At 64.2% G+C, this 24,464-nt stretch carries 22 protein-coding genes and 1 pseudogene; 10 read left to right on the top strand and 13 right to left on the bottom strand.

Going from position 1 to position 24,464, the window contains the following annotated elements:
* Positions 1–9: 9 nt before the first annotated feature.
* Entirely contained in the window at positions 10–1,962 is a 1,953-nt protein-coding gene (locus ACYG9Y_RS22805) for an NHL repeat-containing protein (RefSeq protein WP_245260403.1), read from the bottom strand.
* A gap of 501 nt (positions 1,963–2,463) precedes the next feature.
* Between ACYG9Y_RS22805 and ACYG9Y_RS22810 the strand changes: the two genes are divergently transcribed.
* A complete protein-coding gene (locus ACYG9Y_RS22810) occupies positions 2,464–4,056 on the top strand; it encodes an ABC transporter substrate-binding protein (RefSeq protein ID WP_023738060.1) in 1,593 nt (530 codons plus the stop codon).
* A gap of 6 nt (positions 4,057–4,062) precedes the next feature.
* Positions 4,063–4,926: a hypothetical protein gene (locus ACYG9Y_RS22815; protein WP_023696925.1), complete on the top strand. Its 864-nt coding sequence runs from the start codon at positions 4,063–4,065 to the stop codon at positions 4,924–4,926.
* A gap of 6 nt (positions 4,927–4,932) precedes the next feature.
* Here ACYG9Y_RS22815 and ACYG9Y_RS22820 read toward each other — a convergent pair whose 3' ends face one another.
* The 7 genes from ACYG9Y_RS22820 to ACYG9Y_RS22850 all read right to left on the bottom strand — a co-directional run bounded on the left by ACYG9Y_RS22820 (position 4,933) and on the right by ACYG9Y_RS22850 (position 12,676).
* Positions 4,933–5,868: an alpha/beta hydrolase gene (locus tag ACYG9Y_RS22820; protein ID WP_023668857.1), complete on the bottom strand. Its 936-nt coding sequence runs from the start codon at positions 5,866–5,868 to the stop codon at positions 4,933–4,935.
* A gap of 123 nt (positions 5,869–5,991) precedes the next feature.
* Positions 5,992–6,774: a carnitinyl-CoA dehydratase gene (locus tag ACYG9Y_RS22825; protein ID WP_023696923.1), complete on the bottom strand. Its 783-nt coding sequence runs from the start codon at positions 6,772–6,774 to the stop codon at positions 5,992–5,994.
* Positions 6,767–8,845 (bottom strand): acetate--CoA ligase family protein, encoded by a 2,079-nt coding sequence (locus ACYG9Y_RS22830; protein WP_023738059.1) that lies wholly within the window; start codon positions 8,843–8,845, stop codon positions 6,767–6,769. The genes ACYG9Y_RS22825 and ACYG9Y_RS22830 overlap by 8 nt, the downstream gene beginning before the upstream one ends.
* A 3-nt stretch (positions 8,846–8,848) precedes the next feature.
* Positions 8,849–10,012, bottom strand: coding sequence for an acyl-CoA dehydrogenase family protein (locus ACYG9Y_RS22835; RefSeq protein ID WP_023668860.1), 1,164 nt, complete (start codon positions 10,010–10,012; stop codon positions 8,849–8,851).
* A gap of 5 nt (positions 10,013–10,017) precedes the next feature.
* Entirely contained in the window at positions 10,018–11,112 is a 1,095-nt protein-coding gene (locus ACYG9Y_RS22840; protein WP_023738058.1) for a carnitine 3-dehydrogenase, read from the bottom strand.
* A 2-nt stretch (positions 11,113–11,114) separates the two neighbouring features.
* Complete coding sequence (locus ACYG9Y_RS22845) at positions 11,115–11,738, bottom strand: HD domain-containing protein (protein WP_023738057.1); 624 nt, start codon at positions 11,736–11,738, stop codon at positions 11,115–11,117.
* A gap of 14 nt (positions 11,739–11,752) precedes the next feature.
* Positions 11,753–12,676, bottom strand: a complete 924-nt coding sequence (locus ACYG9Y_RS22850; RefSeq protein WP_023738056.1) for a beta-keto acid cleavage family enzyme — start codon at positions 12,674–12,676, stop codon at positions 11,753–11,755.
* A gap of 76 nt (positions 12,677–12,752) precedes the next feature.
* On the opposite strand from ACYG9Y_RS22850, the gene ACYG9Y_RS22855 reads away from it, so the two are divergent.
* Positions 12,753–13,733, top strand: coding sequence for a GlxA family transcriptional regulator (locus ACYG9Y_RS22855; protein ID WP_023736239.1), 981 nt, complete (start codon positions 12,753–12,755; stop codon positions 13,731–13,733).
* 61 nt (positions 13,734–13,794) lie between these two features.
* On the opposite strand, the gene ACYG9Y_RS22860 is transcribed toward ACYG9Y_RS22855, so the two are convergent.
* Together ACYG9Y_RS22860 and xylA are read right to left on the bottom strand one after the other, a co-directional pair.
* Entirely contained in the window at positions 13,795–13,998 is a 204-nt protein-coding gene (locus tag ACYG9Y_RS22860; RefSeq protein WP_023668865.1) for a hypothetical protein, read from the bottom strand.
* Between the two features lie 205 nt (positions 13,999–14,203).
* Positions 14,204–15,529, bottom strand: a complete 1,326-nt coding sequence (xylA, locus tag ACYG9Y_RS22865; protein ID WP_023738055.1) for a xylose isomerase — start codon at positions 15,527–15,529, stop codon at positions 14,204–14,206.
* Positions 15,530–15,642: 113 nt separating this feature from the next.
* On the opposite strand from xylA, the gene ACYG9Y_RS22870 reads away from it, so the two are divergent.
* The gene (locus ACYG9Y_RS22870; RefSeq protein ID WP_023689938.1) at positions 15,643–16,005 is read left to right on the top strand and encodes a nuclear transport factor 2 family protein; all 363 of its coding nucleotides are present in this window, start codon (positions 15,643–15,645) and stop codon (positions 16,003–16,005) included.
* A gap of 191 nt (positions 16,006–16,196) precedes the next feature.
* On the opposite strand, the gene xylB is transcribed toward ACYG9Y_RS22870, so the two are convergent.
* From xylB to ACYG9Y_RS22885, 3 genes are all read right to left on the bottom strand, one after another.
* On the bottom strand, positions 16,197–17,651 hold the full coding sequence (xylB, locus tag ACYG9Y_RS22875; RefSeq protein WP_023738054.1) for a xylulokinase: 1,455 nt from the start codon (positions 17,649–17,651) through the stop codon (positions 16,197–16,199).
* 81 nt (positions 17,652–17,732) lie between these two features.
* Complete coding sequence (locus tag ACYG9Y_RS22880; RefSeq protein ID WP_023738053.1) at positions 17,733–19,058, bottom strand: tetratricopeptide repeat protein; 1,326 nt, start codon at positions 19,056–19,058, stop codon at positions 17,733–17,735.
* A gap of 24 nt (positions 19,059–19,082) precedes the next feature.
* Positions 19,083–19,706, bottom strand: a complete 624-nt coding sequence (locus ACYG9Y_RS22885; RefSeq protein WP_023738052.1) for a LysE family translocator — start codon at positions 19,704–19,706, stop codon at positions 19,083–19,085.
* 227 nt (positions 19,707–19,933) lie between these two features.
* On the opposite strand from ACYG9Y_RS22885, the gene ACYG9Y_RS22890 reads away from it, so the two are divergent.
* The 6 genes and pseudogenes from ACYG9Y_RS22890 to ACYG9Y_RS22915 all read left to right on the top strand — a co-directional run bounded on the left by ACYG9Y_RS22890 (position 19,934) and on the right by ACYG9Y_RS22915 (position 24,460).
* Positions 19,934–20,701, top strand: a complete 768-nt coding sequence (locus tag ACYG9Y_RS22890; RefSeq protein ID WP_023738051.1) for a L,D-transpeptidase — start codon at positions 19,934–19,936, stop codon at positions 20,699–20,701.
* Positions 20,702–20,800: 99 nt separating this feature from the next.
* Entirely contained in the window at positions 20,801–21,967 is a 1,167-nt protein-coding gene (locus ACYG9Y_RS22895) for a diphosphate--fructose-6-phosphate 1-phosphotransferase (RefSeq protein ID WP_023738050.1), read from the top strand.
* A complete protein-coding gene (locus ACYG9Y_RS22900) occupies positions 21,967–22,731 on the top strand; it encodes an MBL fold metallo-hydrolase (RefSeq protein WP_050593106.1) in 765 nt (254 codons plus the stop codon). The genes ACYG9Y_RS22895 and ACYG9Y_RS22900 overlap by 1 nt, the downstream gene beginning before the upstream one ends.
* 24 nt (positions 22,732–22,755) lie before the next feature.
* A pseudogene (locus ACYG9Y_RS22905) lies at positions 22,756–22,977 on the top strand (PDZ domain-containing protein); the annotation flags it as partial.
* A 134-nt stretch (positions 22,978–23,111) separates the two neighbouring features.
* Positions 23,112–23,723 (top strand): sulfite oxidase-like oxidoreductase, encoded by a 612-nt coding sequence (locus ACYG9Y_RS22910; protein ID WP_023684287.1) that lies wholly within the window; start codon positions 23,112–23,114, stop codon positions 23,721–23,723.
* A complete protein-coding gene (locus ACYG9Y_RS22915) occupies positions 23,720–24,460 on the top strand; it encodes an FAD-binding oxidoreductase (RefSeq protein ID WP_023738047.1) in 741 nt (246 codons plus the stop codon). The genes ACYG9Y_RS22910 and ACYG9Y_RS22915 overlap by 4 nt, the downstream gene beginning before the upstream one ends.
* The last annotated feature ends 4 nt before the right edge of the window (positions 24,461–24,464 follow it).

Raw genomic sequence — 24,464 nt, forward strand, 5'->3', positions numbered from 1 at the left:
TTCCCCTCCTCAACGTTCGCAGCTGACGGCTGGGGTTCTGAGCGGCAAAGTCATCTTGCAGCAAGGGTAGTAGCCACCCTTGTCCTTGTCGGACTGCCTGTAGAAGCAAAGTCCAACATCGACTCTGTCGCCCGGAGAATGGCCGGTGATGTCGACCGTGTAAGGCTTACCGGGAGCATGCGACTGGGGTGATGTCACCCCGACGCCTGGTGTCATGGACTGGACCTTGATCGAATCGCCGCCAAAGCCGGCATGGTCATGGAGATAGAGGTCGGCCTGGAGGCCGCGAGGCGTGCAGTAGAACTGAACATCCTCGACATCGATGCACGGAGGCAGATCGCCGGGCGGTGGGAAGCCCGGCGGATAGAACGGCGGCAGATAACCGCCTGGGATCTCTTCATAATAGCCGGCACGGCCGTCGCAGGGGTGCCAGACCTCGACGTCGCCGACATGGCCTTCCACTTCTGGGTCTTCGAAATAGCCGTCGAAGTCGACGAACCACGAGCCGAAAGGCGGCACGTTGGCCGGCTTGACCAACGGCGTCGGCGTGATCTGCACGCCGTGCACGGCAAGCGGCCCGCCGGCGGCGAGCTGGTCGGCAAGTGTCGGGTTGTCGCGCAGCTTGTCGCCGGTGTTGACCAGCGTGTCGGTGCACACGCCGGTGTCGAGATTGCCGTCGGCGTCATAGCCATATTGCAGGTCGAGCCCACCGGCCGACTGCCGGTTGCCTTGCGGGAAGCCGACCGCATATTCCTGCGGCTCTTCCACCCAGACCGATTCCGTCGCCGGATCGTCCGGGTTTTCGCGCCAGTAGCGGATGACCTCGCCCTTGCCGGAATCGGCGAACTGGCTGTAATCGTAGCGATTCTCGACCGGGCCGCGCTGCGCCAGATACATGAAGCCCTGGTTGTCGAAGGCGATGTCGGTGACGGCGTAGTCCTTGTCGGCCTTGACCGTCAGCTCCCAGCGCGGATCACCGGCAAAGCTGCCATCGCGGGCAATGCCAACCGACCAGATCTCGGCCTTTTCGCCGACCGAATAATAGATCCGGCCGCCATGATAGGCGACGGACCAGACGCGGCGTTCGTCCTGCGTGTAGCCCCATGTGTCGGGGTCTTCCGAGTCGAAGGCAGCACCCTGTATGTCCATCACCGCACCGTCATCGGCGACGGGAGCCAGCCCATGCGCCGGCCGCCCGGCAACGCCGTGATCGAATGTGTCGATCAGCGTGCCGTTGGCGTCGAGGCGGTGGATGAAGCCGGTGTCGAGGTCGCTGGCGAAGAACTCGCGGTGATTGCTGTCGAAGCTGATGTCGCCGATGCCGGAACCGCTGTTGGTGTCAATGTCGGCGAATTTGGAGACCGCGCCGGTGATGCCGTCGATCTTCCAGATCGTGCCCGGACCGCCACCGCTTTCGGTGCCGAACTGGCCGTCCATGAAGACGGCGCCCGCGGTTCCGCGGCGCTGTCGCTCGGGCCGACCGTCGGCATCTTCGTCCGGGGTGACGATACGGATGCCGTGCAGCGAGGTCGCGCCGGCATAGAGGTTGGGGACGCCCGTGGGAACGCCGTCGCGCACACCGTCATCATAGGTAATGGCGAACACCTGGCCGATCTGTTCGGCCGTCACCTCGAAAGGCGGCGGCGTGTAGACGAGCTGGCCGGAAGCCGGTCCGCCGAGCGCCGAAACGTCGAAGACGCGCAAGGTGGCGCGCGTCGTGTCGATGAAGGTTTCGTCGACCGGGTCGACGCCGGGCGGCAGCCCCCCCCTTTCGGAATCGGCAGAGTCGAAATTGGGAATGACGGTGCCGGAAAATCCGGTGACCGCCATCCAGCCGGGATAGACGATCTGGGTTTCCTGCGCTTGGGCGGCTGTGCCCAACCAGAGCGTGGCGCTCAGCGCCAGGGCAAGCAAACCGCCGCCCAGATCGAGCGAACGGCGGAAACCGCTTGGAAACGACATGGACGCGCCGCGATCGCAGGACATAAAACTCCCCCCGAAGTTTTCGGGAGGAACATCCGGTGCGGCCGCGCGAAACAGGGCAAGGCGCGGCGTTCCGGCACGTTCGTCCCTGATCGAATTGTCTGCTTTCCTCATCTTCACGATACGCCTGCTCCTGCGCAGGGTCAACGGAATCAGCCGAAAGCCCAGCGCATCGACTCCATCCCGAAGGCGGTGGTCGCGCTGAGCTTGCGTTGGTCCCGGAGACCGTGGAGCCTCTGGGGTCCTGGTCATGGGGCATCCTTTCCGGCCCGCACCATGCGGCGCCTGGTCGTCAGTCGCAGGCTGGAGCAGAAAGGTTCATGCAAAACGGCGGCCGGGTCTGTCCGCCATTTCACAGAGGCGCGGCCAATTCCTTGTGTCAACTCAAGGTGGAAAACAGTCTTGGCGCGCGAAAGACCGGCCGGCTTACTTACCGTCAGTGCCGGCTTCTGCTAGCGTCTTCCCAACCCTGGGGGGATCATGACACGCAGGCACTTCGTTCTCTTGCTGGCGGCGCTTTTTCCATGTGCGTTGCCGGTCCATCAATCCGTAGCCAAGACCTTGGTCTACTGCACCGAGGTTAGCCCCGATACGTTCGATCCCGCACTCGCCTCCGGATCCCGCGACGCCTCGGCCACCGCTCTCTACAACCGCATGGTCGAGTTCGAGCCCGGCACCACCAAGGTGCGCCCCGGCCTTGCCGAAAGCTGGGAGATTTCCGACGACGGCCTCACCTACACATTCCACCTGCGGCACGGCGTGAAGTTCCACAGCCTCGAGGGTTTTACGCCGAGCCGCGACTTCAACGCCGATGATGTGCTGTTTACCTTCGACCGGCAGGCCAACGCGCAGAACCCGTTCAACAATTACGCCAGACGCCAGTACATTTACTTCGACGGCATCGGCATGCCGGATCTTGTCGCCGGTTGGCGCAAGCTTGACGACCATACTGTGGTGATGACGCTGAAGGCGCCGCATTCGCCGATGCTTGCCGACCTGGCGATGGATTTCGCTTCGCTCGTTTCCAAGGAATATGCCGACAAGCTCGTCGCAGAGAAGCGGCTTCTCGATCTGGCGCTGAAGCCGGTCGGGACGGGTCCGTTCCAGCTTGTCGACTACCAGCAGGATGCAGTCATCCGCTACAAGGCCAATCCGGACTACTGGCGCGGCAAGCCGAAGATCGACGATCTCGTCTTCGCCATTGCCACCGATGCCAGCATTCGCATGGAAAAGCTGCGCGCCGGCGAATGCGATCTCATGCCCTATCCAAATCCGGCCGACCTGGAGGCGATCAAGGCGACGCCCGGAATCAAGGTCATGCGGCAGGAGGGCCTCAATACGGGATACCTCGCCTTCAACACCTTGCAGAAGCCCTTCGACGATCCAAGGGTGAGGAAGGCGATCGCCATTGCCATCGACACGCAGGCGCTGGTCGACGTCGTGTTCCGCGGCACCGGCGAAGTCGCACGCAATCCGCTGCCGCCAACCTCCTGGGCCTATGACAAGACGAGCCCCGATCATGTCTTCGACCCCGCTGCCGCCAGGCAGGGGCTCGCCGATGCCGGCGTAAAAGACCTGCACATGAAGATCTGGGCGATGCCGGTGCAGCGTCCGTATAACCCGAATGCGCAGCGTATGGCCGAAATGATCCAGTCCGACCTGGCAAAGATCGGTGTCACCGTGGAAGTCGTGACGTATGAGTGGACTGAATACCTTGCCCGCTCAAAGTCACGCGACCGCGACGGCGCCATGCTGTTCGGCTTCACCGGCGACAATGGCGACCCCGACAACTTCCTGTCGGTGCCGCTTGGCTGTGCCGGCGTCGGCACCACCAATCGTGCCAACTGGTGTTTTCCGGCCTTCGACGATCTGCTCAAGCAGGCAGCCGGGATCGTCGATCCCGCTGCCCGCGCAAAACTCTATTCGCAGGCGCAAACGATCTTCAGGGAGCAGATGCCGTGGGTCGCTATCGCCCACTCCGTGGTCTCGATCCCGATGCGCGAACAGGTGACGGGCTATGTCATGGACCCCTTTGATCACCACGATTTCTCGGGCGTCGATATCAAGGAATAGCGTTCGGTGTCTGCCGCAGATCTCGATGTCTATGTAGAGAGCCTGCGCAATTTCCGACTGGTGCGGAGCTATTGCATCGCGCAGTTGCTGCCTTACCTGGAACAGGCTGGATTGAAAGTGCGCCTGCTCGACCGGCCGGCCGGCCGAGATCGGGCGCCGGTGGCCTTTCTGCATGTCGACCTGACAATCGTGCCGCCAACGTACCGCGGTCTCGGCCACCTCTACGACCGCACCATCAATGGCCGCGCGCTGTCCATCCACCGGCACCTTTATTCGACACTGAAGCTGGAGGCCGGCGACAGCCACAAGGGGCCGGTTGTCGTCAAGACGGTCCTCAACTCCAGGGGCCGACCAGAGCAGCGCTGGTGGCAGCATCGCAACGGCCTGACCAGGAGCGCGCATGCCATCCGCAAGCTCTTCGAACCCGGCTACAAGGACCGCCTGTGCCCGCCCTATAAGGTCTACCAGACGATCGGCGAGGTTCCGCGGGATGTATGGCGCAACAATCGCCTGATGGTGGAAAAGTTCGCTTTCGATACGCTCGACCTGCCCATCGTCAAGCACCGCTACATGTTCCTGCTCGGTGCCGAGGTCAACATGCGGCAGGTCTACGACGATGTGTTGTGCGCCGGCTCAAAAATCCTGAGCAATGAGGTGGGCGGCGCCGTGCCACCGGAAGTGCTGGCGGTGCGGCAGCGGCTCAACCTGGACTTCGGCGCCATCGACTATTTCATTGTCGATGGCAAAGGCGTTGTCGTGGATGCCAACAAGACCGTCGGCTCAAACCCTGAATGGCTGAAGAAAAACCGCTTTCGTCGGGAATTCAACGATCGCATGGCTGAGGAACTGATCGCCTTTGTCCGCGGTTGAGCCGGATCACCAGATCCAGTCGCCCTTGCCCAGCACCGACACCGCTTCGACGATACGGTTGAAGCTGGCGCGGGCCCGGCCGACCGTGTGCCTGGCCCGGAGATAGCCGTGCACCAGTCCCGGCTCCTCGAACCAGGCGGCATGGCCGCCGGCAGCGAGGACGCGATCGCGATAGGCCTCGCCGTCCGACGACAGCGGGTCGCATTGCGCGGTGATCAGCACTGTCGGTGGCAGGCCGATGAAATCTGCGTCGGCCAGTGGATACAAAGTGATGTCGCCGGTCCCATCGAGGCCGCCGGTGCGGACATCCCTGTAGAAGTCGAGATCGCGCACCGTCAGCATCGGCGCTTCCGCATGCGTCAAATAGGAGCCTTGCGAACGGTCGCCGCCGAGGCCGGGATAGATCAGCACCTGGCCGATCGACTTTTTGGCATGGCTGCGCGTCGCGTGGGCGAGAGCCGCGCAGAGATTGCCGCCGGCGCTGTCGCCGCAGAGCAAAATAGGGCAGTCGTAGTTTGAGGCCGCCCATTCGAAGGCATGCAGCGCATCGTCGAAGGCGGCCGGGTGCAGATGCTCCGGCGCCAGCCGGTAGTCGATGGAGACCACTTCGAAGCCGGTCCGGGCGCACAGCTCGGCGCAGACATCGTCATGGCTGTCCAGCCCACCGAGGATGAAGCCGCCGCCATGGATGTAAAGCACCATCGCGGCATGGCCCGGTGTCGTGCTGCGATAAATGCGGATCGGGATGTCGTGGGCGGCAATGATTGTCGTTTCCGCCGTCACGCCATCGGGATAGCCGGCAAAAAACTCGCGGCACATCCTGTCATAGATCGCACGCTGCTGGGCGATGGTGTAGTCGATCGTGTCGGGAGGATAGTAGGAGTTGGTCTTCTCGATGAAGGCCCAGGTTTCCGCGTCGATGAGGGTTTTGTAGTCGGTCATGCAGCTCCTTTACCTCCCCCTTGATGGGGGAGGTCGCCGCGAAGCGGCGGGTGGGGGTGGTGGCGCATCACCCCACCCCGGACCTTCGGTCCGACCCTCCCCATCGAGGGGAGGGTAAAGAGGCTACTTCCCCTTCCACACCGGGTCGCGCTTCTCCGCAAACGCCCGGAACCCTTCCATACCGTCCTCGGAGCCATAAAGCGCATCGACCGTCGCCAGTTGCCGGCGCGTCACGCGGTTCATGGCATCCTGGAAGGTCAGCGCCTCGGCCACCCGCGCCGTCTCCTTGATCGCGGCAAACACCAGCGGCGGGCCGCTGGCCAGTAGCCTTGCGACCTCCCAGACGCGGTCTTCAAGCTTTTCCTTGGGCAACACTTCGTTGACCAGGCCCCAGCGATGCGCTTCCGCTACATCCATCCAGCGGCCGGTGAGCAAGAGGTCCATGGCGACGTGATAGGGAATGCGCTTCGGCAACTTGATCGTCGCGGCATCCGCCAGCGTGCCGGCGCGGATTTCGGGCAGCGCGAAGGAGGAATGATCCGAGGCGAAGATGAGGTCGCAGGACAGCGCCAGCTCGAAGCCGCCGCCCACCGCCATGCCGTTGACGCAGGCGATCACCGGCTTGTTCATGTCGCGCAGCTCCTGCAGGCCGGCAAAGCCGCCGACGCCATAGTCGCCGTCGACCGCATCGCCACCGGCTGCTGCCTTCAAATCCCAGCCGGCGCAGAAGAACTTGTCGCCGGCGGTCTTGACGATGGCGACGCGCAGTTCCGGATCGTCGCGGAACGCCTTGAAGGTCTCGCCCATCAGCCGCGACGTTTTCAGGTCGATGGCGTTGGCCTTGGGCCGGTCGAGCGTGACCTCGAGGATGGTGCCCTCGCGGCGAGTCGAAATGACGTCAGACATTCTTCTTGTCTCCCAGCACCAGCAGCGCGTCGGCGATCCAGGCGCCCTTGCCCTCGGCGCAGACGATCAGCGGGTTGATGTCGAGTTCCTCGATCTCTCCGGCATTCGTCTGCACGAAGCCGGCAATGCCCGCGATGGCGTCGATGGCAGCGCCGATATCGGCCTTGGGCCGGCCACGATAGCCGTCGAGCAGCGGAAACAGTTTGAGGCCACGCAGGGCGGCCTCGATGTCGTCGCGCGTCGCCGGCAGCATGAGCGTAACGCTGTCGCGCAACAGTTCGACCAACACGCCGCCGGTGCCCAGTGTCATGACCGCGCCGAACATCGGATCGCGGGTGAAGCCGACGATCAACTCGGCAACGCCGTCGCGCACCATGCGTTCGACATAGAGGCCGGTGCCGAGCGGCAGCAGATCATGCGCGGCCGTGCTGACCGATTCGGCGTCTTTCAGATTGAGCCGCACCGCGCCGACTTCCGACTTATGGGTGACGCCGAGCGCCTTCAGCGCCACCGGGAAGCCGAGCGCCATGGATGAGATGACGGCCTCGACAGCGTTAGCGGCACGTTCTGCCTTCGGCACCGGCAAGCCGGCCTTGATCAGCCGCGCCTTGGCTTCGGCCTCGTCAGGGGTGGCATGATCGCCACCGGCAGCACCGGCAGCCGATGTGTCGATCGGCTGCGCCTGCGGCTCGGCCCAGGCCCAGCCGATGAAGGCCGCCGCGCCTGCGGCATCCATGGCCTCGGAAATACCGAACAACGGCACCATGCCGCGCGCCATCAGCTCGGCGGTGTATTCCTCCGGCAGGTTCTCCGGCAGCGAGGAGACGATCGCACCATGCGCCTTGTTGGTCTTCAGCGCCGATTCGAAGGCGCGCAGCGTCGCCCACCAGTCGGTGACCGAGCAGCGGTCGGGGCGCGGGAAATCGAGCACCAGCATGTTGAGGTCGAAACCACCCGACACCATGGCGGTGAAGGTGGCGGTCATCGCCGGCTCGTTGTTCCAGATGAAGGTGTGATAGTCCAACGGGTTGGCGACGGCGACCAGCGGCCCGAGCGTCGATTTGACATGGGCGCGGTGCTTGCTGGTGAGCTCCGGGAAATTGACCCAGCGCCCTTCGGCGCTGTCGGCCATGACGGAGGCTTCGCCGCCGGAGCAGCTCATCGAGGACAGGCGGTAGCCGGGCAGCGGCCCGGTGACATGTAGAAGCTTCAACGCCTCGATGAAGGCGGGGATAGAATCGACGCGCGCAATGCCGAGCCGCCGCAGGAAGGCGCCCGAGGCAGCGTCCGAACCGGCCAGCGATGCCGTGTGCGAGACCGTCGCCTGCCGCGCCTGTTCGGAGCGACCGACCTTCATGGCGATGATCGGCTTCTTCAATTCGCGCGCGCGCGCCGCCAGCTTCTCGAAGCCGGCTACCGAATCGAAGGCTTCGATGTGCAGGCCGAGCGAGGTGACGCGCTCATCCTCGATCAGGCCGAGCGCCATTTCCGACAGGCCGGTCTGCGCCTGGTTGCCGGCGGTCATCAGGAAGGCGATCGGCAGGCCGCGCTTCTGCATCGTCATGTTGATGGCGATGTTGGAGGACTGGGTGATGATGGCGACGCCCTTGGCGCCTTCGGGCAGCCTGATGCCGCCATGCTGGTCGGGCCATAGCAGCGCGCCATCGGCATAGTTGATCAGGCCGTAGCAGTTCGGGCCGATGATCGGCATCTGGCCCGCGGCAGCCACCAGTTCGGCCTGCAGCCGCTCGCCGTCATCGTCATAGGCCTCGGTCTCGAGAAAGCCCGCGGCAAAACAGACGGCGCCGCCGGCGCCGCGCTCAGCCAGCGCCTTGATTACCTCGATGGTGAGATGCCGGTTGACGCCGACAAAGGCAGCGTCCGGCGCGTCGGGAAGGTCGGCGACCGAGCGATAGGCCTTGCGGCCGGCGACCTCGTCCTTGTTCGGATGCACCGGCCAGATTTCGCCGGCAAAGCCCATCTTGATCGATTGCGCGACGACGGCAGCGGCCTGCGCCCCGCCGAACACGGCGATGGATTTTGGACGCAGGAGACGTTCAAGCTTATGCATGGTTTATGCCCCGAACGGGCGCAGCAGCGCCCGCGAAATGATGTGGCGCTGGATTTCCGACGTCCCTTCCCAGATGCGCTCGACGCGGGCGTCGCGCCAGATGCGTTCCAGCGGCAGGTCGTCCATCAGCCCCATGCCACCATGGATCTGGATGGCTTCGTCGGCAACGAAGGCGAGCATTTCGGTAGCCTTCAGCTTCGCCATGGCCATGTCCTGGTCGGTGACGGTGCCCTGATCGTACTTCCAGCCGGCTTCGAACACCATCAGGTCCGCCGCCTTCAGTTCCGTCGCCATGTCGGCGAGCTTGAACGACACGCCCTGGAACTTGCCGATCTGCTGGCCGAACTGCTGGCGTTGCGCCGAATATTCGATGGCGTGGCCGAGTGCCCGCTCGGCGCGGCCGAGACAGGTGGCGCCGACCTGCAGGCGCGTGGCGCCGAGCCAGGAATTGGCGACGTCGAAGCCCTTGTGGACCTCACCCAGCACCTGGCTTGCCGGCAGGCGGCAATCGTCGAATTCGAGGATGGCGTTGGTGTAGCCGCGATGCGAGACGTTGCGGTAGCCGTCGCGCACGGTGAACCCCTTGGTGCCCTTGTCGACGAAGAAGGCGGTGATCTTCTTGCGCTTGCCGCGCGGCGTTTCTTCCTCGCCCGAAGCCATGAAACTAATTGCGAAATCGGCAAGATCGGCGTGGCTGATGAAATGCTTGGTGCCATTGAGCACCCAGTCGTCGCCGTCCTGCACGGCTGACGCCTTCATGCCGCGCAAATCGGAGCCGGCGCCGGGCTCGGTCATCGCCAGGCAGTCCCACTTCTCGCCGCGGATGCACGGGAACAGGTACTTTTCGCGCTGCTCGGGCGTGCCGGCGAGCAGGATGTTGGAGGGGCGCGCGACGCAGGTCCAGTGCAGCGCATAGTTGGCGCGGCCGAGTTCCTTCTCGTAGAGCAGCCAAGTCACCGTATCGAGGCCGGCGCCACCGACATCGGCCGGCATGTTGGCCGCATAGAGCCCGGCTTCGATTGCCTTGACCTTGATCTCCTCGATCAACTCGCGGCGCAGCACGCCGGTGCGCTCGACCTCGCGTTCATGCGGGTAAAGCTCATTCTCGACGAAAGCGCGCGTCGTCTCGACAATGAGCTTCTGTTCCTCCGACAGCCCGAAATCCATGGTCTTCAGCCCTTCTTCTTTTTCTTCGGTTTTTCCGCCTTCTTCACCGGCTTGGATGCCTTGGACTTCTCGGCGGCCCTGGATGCGGCCGGCTTCTTCGCCGCCAGGTTGGCCAATTGCCTGGTATAGTCCTTGTGCAAGGCGCCGGCGCCCCAGCCCTTGCCTTTGTTCTGTTTCGACAGAGCATCCATGATCGCGACCAGATTGTCGTCGCGGATCTTTTCCAGTTCGCGGATCGACAGGCCGTGCGCCTGGTCGTCCGACTGGGTGGCAATAAGATCGACCAGCTCGTCGTTGAACTCCGGCACGTCCATAAGCTTGGTCCACGGCCATTTCAGGCACGGCCCGAACTGCGCCATGAAGTGGCGCATGCCGGCTTCGCCGCCGGCGACGCGATAGACCTGGAACATGCCCATCTGCGCCCAGCGCAGGCCGAAGCCATAGCGCATGATGTCGTCGAGTTCCTCAACGGTGCAGATACCGTCCTTGATCAGCCACAGCGCCTCGCGCCAGGCCGCTTCGAGCAGGCGGTCGCCGACAAAGGCCTCGATCTCCTTGCGGATCACCACCGGCTTCATGCCGATCGAGGCATAGATTTCCTTGGCAACCTCGATCGCTTCGGGGAACGTCTGCTCGCCGCCGACGATCTCGACCAGCGGCAGCAGGTAGACCGGGTTGAAGGGATGTCCGACAACCAGCCGCTCAGGATGCTTCTTCATCGCGACCTGCATGTCGGTCGGCTTGATGCCGGAGGTAGACGAGCCGACTATGGCGTTCGCCGGCGCATAAAGGTCGATCTCGGCCAGCACGCGGTGTTTGAGGTCGAGCCGCTCCGGCACGCTCTCCTGGATGAAATCGGCATCGGCCACCGCCTCGGCGATGGTCTTGGCAAAGGTCAGTCTGCCTTCCCTGGGCAGGCCGCCGGGAACCATCTGCCTGTAGGCGCGGCGCGCGCCCTTCATCACTTCCGAGACCTTGCGCGACGCTTCCGGGTCCGGATCGAAGATCGACACATCGATGCCGTTGAGCAGCAACCGCGCCACCCAACCGGCGCCGATGACACCGCCGCCAATGGCGGCTGCCTTGTTGATGATGCTCATGGTCAGGCTCCGGTTCTTGTCGTGGCGGTTTCGGGGTCGATGAGAGGCACGCGCTCGCCGACGCGGATCACGGAGGGGTCGTAGGCCTTGCGGGCGAAGACTTCGAGCACGAACTGGCGGAAGAATGCGATCGGCAGCGTGTCGTAGTCCGGGTCGAAGCTCGACTGGTCCCAGCGTTCGCAAAACTGGTCGCAATCGTCGAAATAGGCATGGCCGGCGAAGCGGTCGCGAGCATGGCGGTTGCCGCCGAGATGATGCGCGTAATAGAGCCGCTGGAAGTCGCCATGCTTTTCCACCACCCAGGTGCATTGCTCGCGCACGAAAGGTTTCAGGATCGAGGCGGCGTATTCGTCGTGATTGTACGGTGCGTAGATGTCGCCGATGTCGTGCAGCAGCGCGCAGGCGATCCAGTCGGTGTCGGCGCCGTCACGCCAGGCCCGCGTCGCCGCCTGCAGCGAATGGCCGAGCCTGGTGATCTTGTAGCCCGACAGGCCTTCGTCGAGTTGCACCAGTGCGTCGAGCAGCCGCTCGCCGGTCCTGGCGGCATAGTCGATCTCATGGGCGGTCAGGAACTCATAGTCTTGCCTGTCGCCATCCTTCATCGCAGTGAATTTGACGGTAGCCATGATCCGCTCCCGTCTTAAGCAGCCGCTGCGATCGGCGCCCGCTTGGTGAGGTTGAGCTTCCTGCGCACTTCCTCCGGCCCCAAAATCCTGGCGCCGAGATTGGTGACGATGCTGGCGGCGCGCTCGACCAGCTGCGCATTGGTGGCCAGCACGCCCTTGTCGAGCCAGAGATTGTCTTCGAGACCGACGCGGACATTGCCGCCGGCGAGCACTGCAGCGGCTGCATAGGCCATCTGGTTGCGGCCGATGGCGAAGGCCGACCAGTTCCAGGTCGACGGCACGTTGTTAACCATGGCCATGAAGGTGTTGAGGTCGTCCGGCGCCCCCCACGGCACACCCATGCAGAGCTGCACCAGCGCGTCGGGATTCAAGACCTTTTCTTCGACCAGCTGCTTGGCGAACCAGAGGTGGCCGGTATCGAAGGCTTCGATCTCCGGCTTGACGCCGAGCGCCGTCATCATGCCGCCCATGGCGCGCAGCATGCCGGGCGTGTTGGTCATGACATAATCGGCCTCGGCGAAGTTCATGGTGCCGCAATCCAGCGTGCAGATTTCCGGCAGGCACTGGCGCACATGTTCCATGCGGTTGGTGGCGCCGCCCATGTCGGTGCCGTTTTCATTGAGCGGCAGCGGCGCTTCCGGTGAGCCGAACACCATGTCGCCGCCCATCCCGGCGGTCAGGTTCAGGATCACATCGACTTCTGCCGCGCGGATGCGGTCCGTCACTTCGCGGTAGAGATGGATATCGCGGCGCGGCTTGCCGGTTTCGGGGTCGCGGACATGGCAGTGGACGATGGCGGCACCGGCCTTGGCCGCATCGATCGCCGAATCGGCGATCTGCTTGGGCGAGCGTGGCACATGCGGGGAGCGGTCCTGCGAGCCGCCGGACCCGGTCACGGCACAGGTAATGAAAACCTCACGGTTCATCGCGAGCGGCATGGACATCTCCTCCCATAGAAACAGACCCAACAATGCCCGACTTGCCGGAAACTGTTTTGCGATTTACGAAGCTCTCATGATCAAAAGCGAAAAACCGACCATCTTTCGCGCCGAGCGATCGCCGCTCAAGGTGACGCTGCTGGTGTTTTCAGGCTCGTCCATCATGTGCGTGGCGTCGGCCGTCGACCCGCTGCGCGCCGCCAATCGCATTTCCGGCGAGACGCTGTTCGATTTCAAACTGGTCTCGGTCACCGGCGAGGCGCCGGTCACCACATGCGGCCTGCCGGTGGCGGTCAGGGGCCGCTTCGATGCGGCCGAGCCGACCGACGTGCTTGTCGTCGTCGCCGGCTTCGGCACCCAGAATTACGCGACATCGGCTCTGCTTTCCGGATTACGGCGAGCGGCCCGCGCGGCTCGCGCCTGCGGCGGCGTCGAGGCCGGCACATGGCTGGTGGCGCGCGCCGGCCTCCTCGAAGGCCGCAGCGCCACCACCCATTGGGAAGACATGGAGGATTTTTCCTCCGCCTTTCCCGGCGTCGACGTGCGTCCGGACCGCTACGTCATCGACGGACCGGTCTTCACCTCGGGCGGGGCGTCGCCGACCTTCGACCTGATGCTGCATCTGATCCGCACCCGGCTCGGCATGGCCGTCGCGCTCGATGTCGCCAGCGTCTTCATCTACGACCAGGCGCGCGCCGCGACCGACGCGCAGCCGCTGGTCTCGCTCGGCCGGCTCGACGGCTACGACCCGCGTCTGGCGCAGGCTATCCGGCTGATGGAATCGCATGTCGACCAGCCGCTGACCATCGACGCGGTGGCAAAACGCGCCGGGGTGACGGCGCGGACATTGGAGAGCATTTTTCGCAAGTCGATCGGCGAGACGCCGGGCGCATATTATCTCAGGCTGCGGCTGGGCGCGGCGCGGCGGCTGGTGGTCGACACGCGGATCGCCATGGCGGATATTGCCGGGCGGACGGGGTTCTCGTCCGCCGCGGCATTTTCCAGAGCGTTTTCAAGAGCGTTCGGCGAAGCCCCGGTCAGGCTGCGCCGAGGTTGATGCATGTCGCCCAAAAGTGTGTCGCGGTTTTGGGATTACGACATGCACAGACAAAGGGAGATCAGGCTGCGTTCTGTCGATCGCTGCCGGCGTCCATCTGCGAGCGCATCTGCCTCGCCAGACGGACTTCAAATCGGCTGCTGACAGCACGATCCCATTCGTTTTTCACGCTGTCGGTCGGCCGCGGCAGCGCCATCAGCCGGTCGATGATCGATCCGGTCTCGCCGGATGAGAGCAGGGCGTCGATTTCGCGTTCATGCTGCATATCGGTTCGCCTCCTTCCTTTTCACCCGCCACAACCGCATCCTTATACGAGATACGTGACGGCAGTTTGAAGGCAAGAGCGAGGTCATTGAGGGGCGCCAAAGGGCAAACCCTTGTCGTCGGATAGGGTCTTGCGCAAACCCCATTCCGGGGCGGCCGGAATGTTATCCAGCCACCCTTGAGCACAACGAATCGGCTTTCCGCCCTCAGACGTAGCGGTTGACGATGTTTTCCAGCAACTCCTGGCGGCCGGAGCGTGGCTGCGGCTCGATCTTCTTCTTCACCACGCGCTCGGCGATGTCTTCCAGCGAGCGCTTGCCCGACAGCATCGCCTTGCCCTCGGCCGTGTTCCAACCGGCATAGCGCTCGGCCAGCGGACCCGACAGCGCCTTGTCCTCGACCATCTTGGCGGCTGCCTTGAGGCCTCGTGCGCAGGAATCCATGCCGCCGATATGGCCGATCAGCAGGTCCTGCGGGTCGAGCGACTGGCGGCGCAGCTTGGCGTCGAAATTGGTGCCGCCGGTCTTGAAGCCGCCGGCCTGCAACACCTGGTAATAGGCCAGCGCCATCTCGGGCACATTGTTGGGGAACTGGTCGGTGTCCCAGCCCGACTGGTAGTCGTTGCGGTTCATGTCGATCGAGCCGAAGACGCCGAGCGCATTGGCCAGCGCCAGCTCGTGCTCGAAGGAATGGCCGGCAAGAATCGCGTGGCCCTGCTCGATGTTCAGCTTCACTTCCTTCTCCAGCCCGAAGCGCTTGAGGAAGCCGTAGACCGTGGCAACGTCGTAGTCGTACTGATGCTTGGTCGGCTCCTGCGGCTTCGGCTCGATCAGGATCGTGCCTTTGAAGCCAATCTTGTGCTTGTAGTCGACGACGAGACTGAGGAAGCGCCCAGCCTGCTCCTGCTCGCGGGCAAGATCGGTGTTGAGCAGCGTTTCATAGCCCTCGCGCCCGCCCCACAGTACATAATTCTCGCCCTTCAGCCGCTTGGTGACGTCGATGCAGCTTTTCACCGTCGCCGCCGCATAGGCGAAGACATCCGGATCGGGATTGGTGGCGGCGCCCGACATGAAGCGGCGGTTGGAGAACAGGTTGGCCGTGCCCCAGAGCAGTTTGACGCCGGTCTTCTTCATCTTGGCGGCAAGATAGTCGGCGATCTCGTCGAGCCGCGCGGCACTTTCGGAGAAATCCTTGCCTTCCGGCCGCACGTCGGCGTCGTGGAAGCAGAAATAGGGGGCGCCGAGCAGCGAGAACATCTCGAAGGCGACGTCGGCTTTCAGCTTGGCCAGTTCCATCGTGTCGACGCCGCCAGCCTTGGGAAACCAGGGCCGGTCGAAGGTCTGGCCGCCAAAGGGATCGCCGCCCGGCCAGGCGAAAGAATGCCAGTAGGCGACGGCGAAGCGCAGATGGTCTTCCAGCCGTTTGCCGGCCACCACCTCGTCGGGATTGTAGAAGCGGTAGGCCAGCGGATTGGTCGAATCCGGCCCCTCATACTTGATCGCTTTGATGTCGCCGAAAAATCCGCTGCTCATGATTTCTGTCCTCTCTCGAATAGTTCACCCTGATTACCTCAGGCGTAATTGGTTTCGCTCTCGCTTGGGGTGAAAAGCCTCGTGTCAAAGCCACTCAACGAAGGAGACAGACCATGACCGACCTCAACACGATCGCCCAGAACTACATCACCGCCTGGAACGAGGCCGATGCGGATCGCCGTGCCGAACTGCTCAAGGCCACCTTCACCGAAGACGTCAGCTACCGCGATCCGCTCATGCAGGGCGACGGCCACGCCGGCGTTGCTGGGCTGATCGACGGCGTACAGCAGCGCTTCGCCGGCTTCCGGTTCTCGCTGAAGGGTACGCCGGACGGGTTTGGCGACCGCATCCGCTTCTCGTGGAATCTTGGGCCGGAAGGCGTGCCGTCGGTTATCGAAGGCACCGATATCGGTGTTATCGAAAATGGGCGCCTGAAGAGCGTCACCGGGTTTCTGGACAAGGTGCCGGCGCAGTGATCGATTAAGGGTGGCGCGAGACACCCCCCTCTGCCCTGCCGGGCATCTCCCCCGCAAGGGGGGAGATTGGCTGGCATCCACGCCTTCGCTAATCACCCACCTTACAAGACTGGCATACCCGCCGACGCTGCCGATCTCCCCCCTTGCGGGGGAGATGCCCGGCAGGGCAGAGGGGGGTGCCTCGCGCCGACTCACGCGGTCACGCCCTTGATCGCCGGATACAGCGCCCGGTAGCGCTGATAGGCATCGGCATACGCCCCGCCAAGCGGGACATCCGGTTCGATCGTCGCATCCGTCCTCGGCGCCGTGCACACCGCCAGCGGATCAGCCCCTGTCGCCGCGATCAGACCAAGCCTCGCCGCGCCAAAGGCAGCACCGAAATCGCCGTCGGCCGGAATGTCCACGGGCACCTGCAGCGCCGTAGCGATCGCCTTCAGCCAGTAGCGCGAGCGCGAGCCGCCGCCGATCGCGGTTACCCGCGTCAAATCCGTGCCGGCGGTCTTCAAGGCTTCGAGACTGTCGCGGAATGCGAAGGCGACGCCTTCAAGCACGGCCTGCGTCAGCACCGCGCGGCTCGACTCATGCGCCAGTCCGGTGAAGGACCCACGAATGGCGGAATCATTATGCGGCGTGCGCTCGCCCGAGAGATAGGGCAGGAACGACACCCCGCTCGGCGCTCTCAGCACATCGCCAAGTTCGGCGGTCAATTCGCCGGCCTTCTTGCCTGAAATCTCCGACAGCCAGTTCAGCGAATCGGTCGCAGACAGGATGACCCCCATCTGGTGCCAGGTGTTGGGCAGGGCATGGCAGAAGGTGTGCACCGCGCTTGCCGGATTGGGCAGGTAGGAAGCGTTGGCGGCAAACAGCACGCCAGATGTGCCCAGCGACACAAAAGCGTGGCCGGCGCCGACCGTGCCCATGCCGCAGGCCGAAGCAGCATTGTCGCCGGCGCCGCCGGCAACCGGGGTGCCCGATGCTATGCCCCAGCTGACGGCCAGTTCGGCGCGCAAGGCTCCGGCCTTCTCCGTGCCTTCGACCAGCGACGGCATCTGCCTTTCGTCGAGCGATGTCGCCGCAAGCAACTCGGGGGACCAGCGCCGTTTGCCGACATCGAGCCAGGAGGTGCCGGCCGAGTCGGACATTTCTGAGATATGCTCGCCGGTCAGCCACAGCCGCAGGAAATCCTTCGGCAAAAGCACCTTCGCCACTTTGGCGAAGACGGAGGGCTCATTGTTCTTCACCCAGGCGAGTTTCGGCGCCGTGAAGCCGGGGAAGACGATATTCCCGGTGAGTTGGCGAAAGCGCGGGTCGGCATCGAGCGCGGCGGCCTCGGCGTGGCTGCGCGTATCGTTCCACAGAATGCAGGGGCGGAGCACCTGGTCGCCGGCATCTAGCAAGGTGGCGCCATGCATATGGCCGGAAAGGCCGATGCCCTTGACCGCGGCAAGCTCTTTTGGGTGCGAGGCTTTCAGCTCGGCAATGGCCGTCTCGCAGGCGCGGATCCAGTCGGCGGGGTTTTGTTCGGACCAGCCGGGATGCGGCCGCGATACGTCAAGCGAAGCATGGCCGGAGCCGATGATCTTCTGCCCGGCATCGATCAACAGCGCCTTGACGCCCGACGTGCCGAGATCGAGGCCGAGATACATGCATTCCTCCCATTGCCATTAATTTTTTCGGGTCTCGAAAAAATCTGGCTTGCCAGTTTTTAAAACAAGATCCGCCGCGGGTCAATTCTCTGACAAATTGGCGGCGCGTTGCGAAAACAGCGCCGAAAGCGGACTGTCCGGCCGGGCCAGTGCGCGCTCGGCCGTCAACGCCCGGGCAAGCGCTGGGTCACCGGCGCGCAACGCCGCCTCGATCAGCGTGAGATCAATCACATCGCGCTGGGCGTGGCTGCCGCCAAAGCGATGGGCAATGGCGCGGATCGGTCGGATCAAGCGCACCGCTTCGCTGTAATTTCCCTCGCCGAATGCCTTGATGCCTTCCGTCAGTGGCTGGCCGACATCCCGGGTAAAGGCGACATTGTCGTCGCTGCCGCGCATCGCCTCGTGCTGGGCTTCGAGCAAGATCTTGGCCGGCGCTACGAGCCCGGCGCCGACGAATGCCATCATCGCATGCGCATCGTTGAAGGCGTAGTTGCCGGCTCCAGCCTTCGGCGCCCAATTGGCGGCGAGCGCTGCCCAGCGGTCGCCGACATCGACACCGCCGAGATAAAGCCGCCACAGGATCGCCGAGGCGTCGACCATGTTGAGCGCCAGGGCAGAGCGGGCACCATAGATCGGGCCGTCATAAAGCTTGAGCACTTCGTCGGTTTCGCCGAGGTCGTAGTGGAACAGCGCCAGATGCCACCAATTGTGCACCTGCAGGAAGCTCTCTTTGGTCCACGCCTCGGGATTGGCGCGCATCCAGGCGATACCGTCCCGTTGCCGGCTCTGCATCTCCATGACATGGGCGACCGCATGCTGCGCCCAGCCGTCTCGCGGCTCGATCTCGATCGCCTGTCGGCCGAAATTTTCGGCTCTGATATAGTCGCCCATCTCCTCGAGACCGAAGGCCTGCATACCGAGAATGGCGTGGTAACCTGGCATGCCGCTCTGCCAGGACGGCAGCGCGCGGCTGATACGGTCGCGCAGCATGCGGGCATTGCCGGTGAAGAAGTCGATCTGGTGGCCGACCTGCAACGCCACCGCGTCGAGCGGGTTGTCGATGGCGATATCTTCGAGCAGGCGCGCGGCGTCATGCCAGCGTCCCTCGGCAAGGTGGCCAAGGGCCGCCACATGCGCCTGTTCGCGCGGCGTCGCGGCAAGCGGCAGTGCCGCAGCATGGCACGCCTGGGCGACCGCCGTTGCCTCGCGTTCGGTGGCGAGGCCGAACAGATACCCCTTGAAGACATGCGCCATGACGAAACCGGGATCCGCGGATATGGCGCGGTCAACGGAGCCGACCGGGTCGCCGACGAAGCATTGCAATTCATGAACGGCCTGGCAGTAGGGTGAAAACCCGGCTTCGGTCGCGCCCGAAAACATTAGGCCGAATGGATCTCTTACTGCCATGTCGGCCCTGATGCTCCGCAGTTCCTAATTGCCCGAGCGCATCGCCACCGTGGCGATTCCGGCGCCGACCAGCAGCGTGCCGCCGGTGCGGTTGAAGATGCGGATTGCCTTGGGGTTGCGTACGACGTTGCGGGCGCGCGCCGCGATCAGCGCGTAGCCGAAGGCATTGGCGAAGGCGAGCGCCAGGAAGGTCGTTTCGAAGATCAGCATCTGTGTCCAGAAATCGGCTTCCCGATTGAGGAACTGCGGCAGGAAGGCGACGAAGAAGGTGATGCTCTTCGGGTTGAGTGCGGTGACCAGCCAGGCGTGCGCCATCATCTTGGCGGCCGAGACGGCATCTGTGCGTGGTTCGGCTTTGAGCGCGCCGCCGGCGCGAAACAGTTTTACCCCGAGATAGATCAGATAGCAGGCGCCGATCAGCTTCAGAATGGTGAACACGGTCGCCGACGCCGCCAGCAGCGCGCCGATGCCCAGCATCGACAGGGTCATGGCGGTGAAGTCGCCCAGCGCCACGCCGACGGCCATCGGCAAGGCGGTGCGCCAGCCCTGGCCCAGCGCATAGGACACGACCAGAAGAATGGTCGGGCCCGGAATGATGAGCAGCACGGCGGAGGCGGCGGCGAAGGCGGCCCAGTTTTCGAACGACATCTTTGTCTCCTTGAGGGCAAAGAAAAGGATAAATCCTCGTGTGCGGAGGAATGTAAAGGGCCCTCTCCCAAAAATGCACGGCGGACCATTTCGCCCGACCGCTGCGGCTATTGGCGGCACAGGTTTAATGCCGGTCGTTGGGCCTTCACCCTTTTTCAACCATGTTTGGCGAAACTGCCTGCTATCCGGCCGGACCGTGTTTCCCGCCGACAGCGTAGGGTTTGGGTATGCGTGAGTTGCCGCAGAATGTGACGCCGCCAGCAAATGGCGACGCAAACGAGACCGAACATCTCTATTCCCGCCGCTTCGTCCTGTCAGGGGCCGGCGCCATGACGCTGCTCGGCATGGCCGGCTGCAGCACTTCGACGCTCGAGTTGCCGCAATTCCAGCTGGATGACACGGTCACCGGCTCGGTGCGGCCGATCCGTCCGGCGATCAGCGTCGACAAGAACATCACCGGCCCCGATGTCATGTACGCCTCACTCAACGATGGCGGCTTCGAAGTGCCGGCTGTGCCCTATCAGAAGGTCAAGCCGGAGTTCCGCCGCCAGATCGTCGTCAACGAGACCGGCGAGGCGCCCGGCACCATTGTCGTCCATCTGCAGGAGCGAAAGCTCTATCTGGTGCAGGAGGGCGGCGACGCCATTCGCTACGGCGTCGGCATCGGCAAGGACGGCTTCCGCTGGTCCGGCCGCGCCAACATCCAGTACGGCAAGGAATGGCCGACCTGGACGCCGCCGCCGGAGATGATCCAGCGCAAGCCGGAACTGGTGAAATGGCAAAACGGCCAGCCCGGTGGCCTCACCAACCCGCTCGGCGCACGCGCCCTCTACATCTACCAGGACGGCAAGGACACCGGCTACCGCATACACGGTTCGCCGGAATGGGCGAGCATTGGCCAGGCGATGTCGTCGGGCTGCGTGCGCCTGATCAACCAGGATATCATCGACCTCTACAGCCGCGTTTCCAAGAAGAACCCGGTCGTGGTCGTCTGATCCTGTGCGGCGGTTTGGCGCCGCTGGAAACTCCCGTTGCGCGATGCGGCAAGCTAGGCCAAGGTGCCTTGAAAATCACAGCGCCGGGAGAGATCGAGCATGGCTGGAACGTTTGTCATCGCACAGGGCGGCGGCCCGACCGCCGTCATCAACCAGACGGTTGTCGGGGCCACGCTGGAAGTCCGCAAGCGCCATCCCGGCGCCAAGGTGCTGGGCTCGCTCCACGGCGTGCGCGGCATTCGTGACGGCAACTATGTCGACCTCTCCGCCATCCCAGAGGACCGGCTGCGGCTGATCGCCGGCACGCCGAGTGCCGCGCTCGGCTCGACACGCGACAAGCCCGACGCTGCCTATTGCGAGGTCATCCTCAAGGGCCTGAAGAAGGCCGGCGCGGACGCCTTCATCTATATCGGCGGCAACGACACGTCGGGCACGCAGCAGATTCTGACCGACGCAGCCGGCGGCAGCATCGCTTTCGTCCATGCGCCAAAAACCATCGACAACGACCTCGAGGAAAACGACCACACGCCGGGCTTCATCTCGGCGGCCGAATTCGTCGCCGGCGCGTTCCTGTCCGTCGATCTCGATTTCCGCGCATTGCCCGGCATCTATGTCGGCATCGTAATGGGTCGGCATGCCGGCTTCCTCACCGCGGCGGCTGCAGCCTGGCAGCTCGATCCCGACAGCGGCCCGCATCTGGTCTACGTGCCGGAACGGCCGTTCTCCGCCGCCGGTTTCATCGACGACGTGCGCGCCACGCTCGACCGCCACAAGCGTTGCATCGTCGCCGTCTCCGAAGGAGTCAGCACCGCCGACGGCAAGGCGCTGGTCGAAAGCCTGGTGCCGCCGGACAAGCTCGAGCGCGACGCGCATGGCAACGTCAAACTGTCGGGCAGCGACCTGCCGTCAGCTCTGGAACGTGCGCTCGCCGAAGGCCTGTCGGGCAAGCGCGCCCGCGTCGATGCGCTTGGCTACATGCCGCGCGGCTATGTCGGCGCGATCAGCGCCGTCGACGCGCGGGAGGCTTTCGACGCCGGCGCCTTCGCGGTTGCCGTTGCCGGCGAAGGCGGTGGCTCGGTGGCGCTGCAATATGACGGCACGAAAACCGTGCTGAAGAAGGTGCCGCTGAAGAACGTCGCCGGCAAGACGCGCCATATGCCCGACGATTTCATGAAGCCCGATGTCAACCAGCTGTCGGAAGCGGGCATGGCTTACCTGAAGCGGCTGGTGCCGGAAAAATACAAGGTGGGAAAGCCCTTCGTCTGATGGGCGGCCGTTTTGGCGGCACCCGTTTTGGTGGCGAGCGCGTTGTCGGCGACTGGTTCGGCAAGACGATCATCGACGACCGCACGACGATGCTGACCGAGCCGTTCGTGCATGATTTCGTGCGCGCCAACATCTGGCATTTCAGGGGACGCGACGCCGACCTGCTGGTCGACACCGGCATGGGCATCTGCCCGCTGGCGCCTGAGATCGACACGCCCGAGGGCAAGCCGCTCATCGTTGTCGCCACCCACATCCATCTCGACCATGTCGGCTCGCTGCACGAGTTTCCGCTGCGCGCCGGGCCGCGGCACAGTGCCGAGCATTTCGAGACCATGAATGAGGCAGTGACCTACGCCTACATGTTTTGCAATCTCGACGGCGCCGTTTCGAAATTGCCGGCGCCGGGCTGGACGGCGGCCGACTACAAGATCCCGCCGGCGCCGCTGACGCGCACGCTGGACGAGGGCGACATCGTCGACCTCGGCGACCGGCAGTTCCGCGTCCTGCATCTGCCCGGACATTCGCCGGATTCGATCGCTTTGTTCGAAGAGACGGACGGGTTGTTCTTTGCCGGCGACGCCATCTACGATTCCATGCTGATCGACGACCTGCCGGATTCCTGCCGGCCTGATTATCGCCGTACCATGCAGCGGCTCCTTGACCTGCCTGTTCGCCTCGGCCATGGCGGCCATGGGCCGAGCTTCGACGGCGACCGGATGCGCGAGATCGCCACAGCCTATCTCAGGCGCAACGAAGGCCGCTGACGACATTGTGATTGGAACCAGCGTGGCGCCGTGGTCGAGCGCGTCAATCCGGACAAGGCAGCCGCCAATGCGGACCTGCAGCCGGGCGACGTCATCGTCGCCGTCGACCAGTCGCCGGTGCGGAATGCGCGGTAAGCCAACCAGGCGATCGCCGAGCCCGGCAGATCGGGCCGGAAGTCGGTGCTGCTTTTGGTCGACCGGGGCGACGCGCAAATCTTCGTCGCCGTACCCTTCGCCGCCGGTTGAGACATGATTCGGCGGGCTCGCTGAACGATCGGCAGGCCTGCCGCACGGCCCCGCCAAAATTCCCGTTGCCCGCCGCGACATCTTCGAGAACATTACGGCAGGCCGGCAATGGCCTGCTAAAAACGGACGGTTCGATGGTCACTCGCGGTTTTTCCTCCGGTCGAAAGCCTCCGACGGAGACCGATGCGCGCATTCCGCCCGGTCAGTATCTCGAACAGGGCTTTCCAGTGCTGTCGGCGGGGCCGACGCCGCGCGTGCGCACCGAGGACTGGTCGTTCACGCTCAAGCACGGGCCACGCCCGATCAAGAAATGGAACTGGGCCGAGTTCAACGCGCTGCCCTTGACCAAGATGACGCGCGACATCCATTGCGTTACCGCCTGGACCAAGTTCGATACCGCCTGGCAAGGCGTGCTGGTCGACGACATCCTTGCCGATGCCGGCATCGAAGCGCCGACCGGCTTCCTGCTGGCGCATGGCTATGACGGCTATACCACCAACGTGCCGGCCAAGGATCTCACCGCGGGGAAGGCGATGGTGGCGCTGCTTTATGAAGGCAAGCCAATCACTGCCGACCATGGCGGCCCGGCGCGGCTCCTGGTGCCGCATCTCTATTTCTGGAAATCGGCTAAATGGCTGAACGGGCTGCAGTTCACCGAGCGCGACGAGCCGGGCTTCTGGGAATTGCGCGGCTATCACATCTATGGCGACCCGTGGCGCGAGCAGCGCTATAGCGGCGATCCATGAGCGAAGCGCCGCAATCTCCCTGGCAGACGGCGAAAATCACCCGGATCGAAAAGCGGACGCCACGCGTCACCAGTTTCTTCTTCGCGCTGTCACGGCCATTCGCCTATCGCGCCGGACAGCATGTCGATGTCAGGCTGACTGCGCCTGACGGCTACCAGGCGCGCCGCTCCTATTCCATCGCCTCGGCGCCGGAGAGCGGCGCCACGATCGAGCTGGCGATCGAGCGGCTCGACGACGGTGAAGTCTCGCCCTTCTTCCACGACATCGCCGCGGTCGGTGACGAGATCGAACTGCGCGGGCCGCTCGGCGGCCATTTCGTCTGGTCCGATGGGGATGGCGGGCCGCTGCTTCTGGTCGGCGGCGGCTCCGGCGTGGTGCCGCTGATGGCGATGGTGCGGCATCGAGCCTTGCGCAAATCGGCGGTGCCGGTGGCGCTGATGTTTTCGGTGCGGGTCTGGGACGAGGTGATCTTCCGCGACGAGCTGATCGGCCTCGGCGACCGCGGCGACGGGTTCGAGCTGGTGCTGACGCTGACGCGCGAGGCGGCACGGCGCCCGTCCGACTATTCGAGGCGCATCGACACGGCAATGGTCATGCAGGCGCTCACGCGGCTGCCGCGGCCGCCGGCGCTCGCCTTCGTCTGCGGGTCGAACGCCTTCGTCTCGGCGGCTGCCCAGGCGCTGATCGATGCCGGCATATCAGCGGAAATCATCCGCACCGAGCGCTATGGCGTCTGAGAGG

The organism is Mesorhizobium sp. W050, from assembly GCF_054719535.1.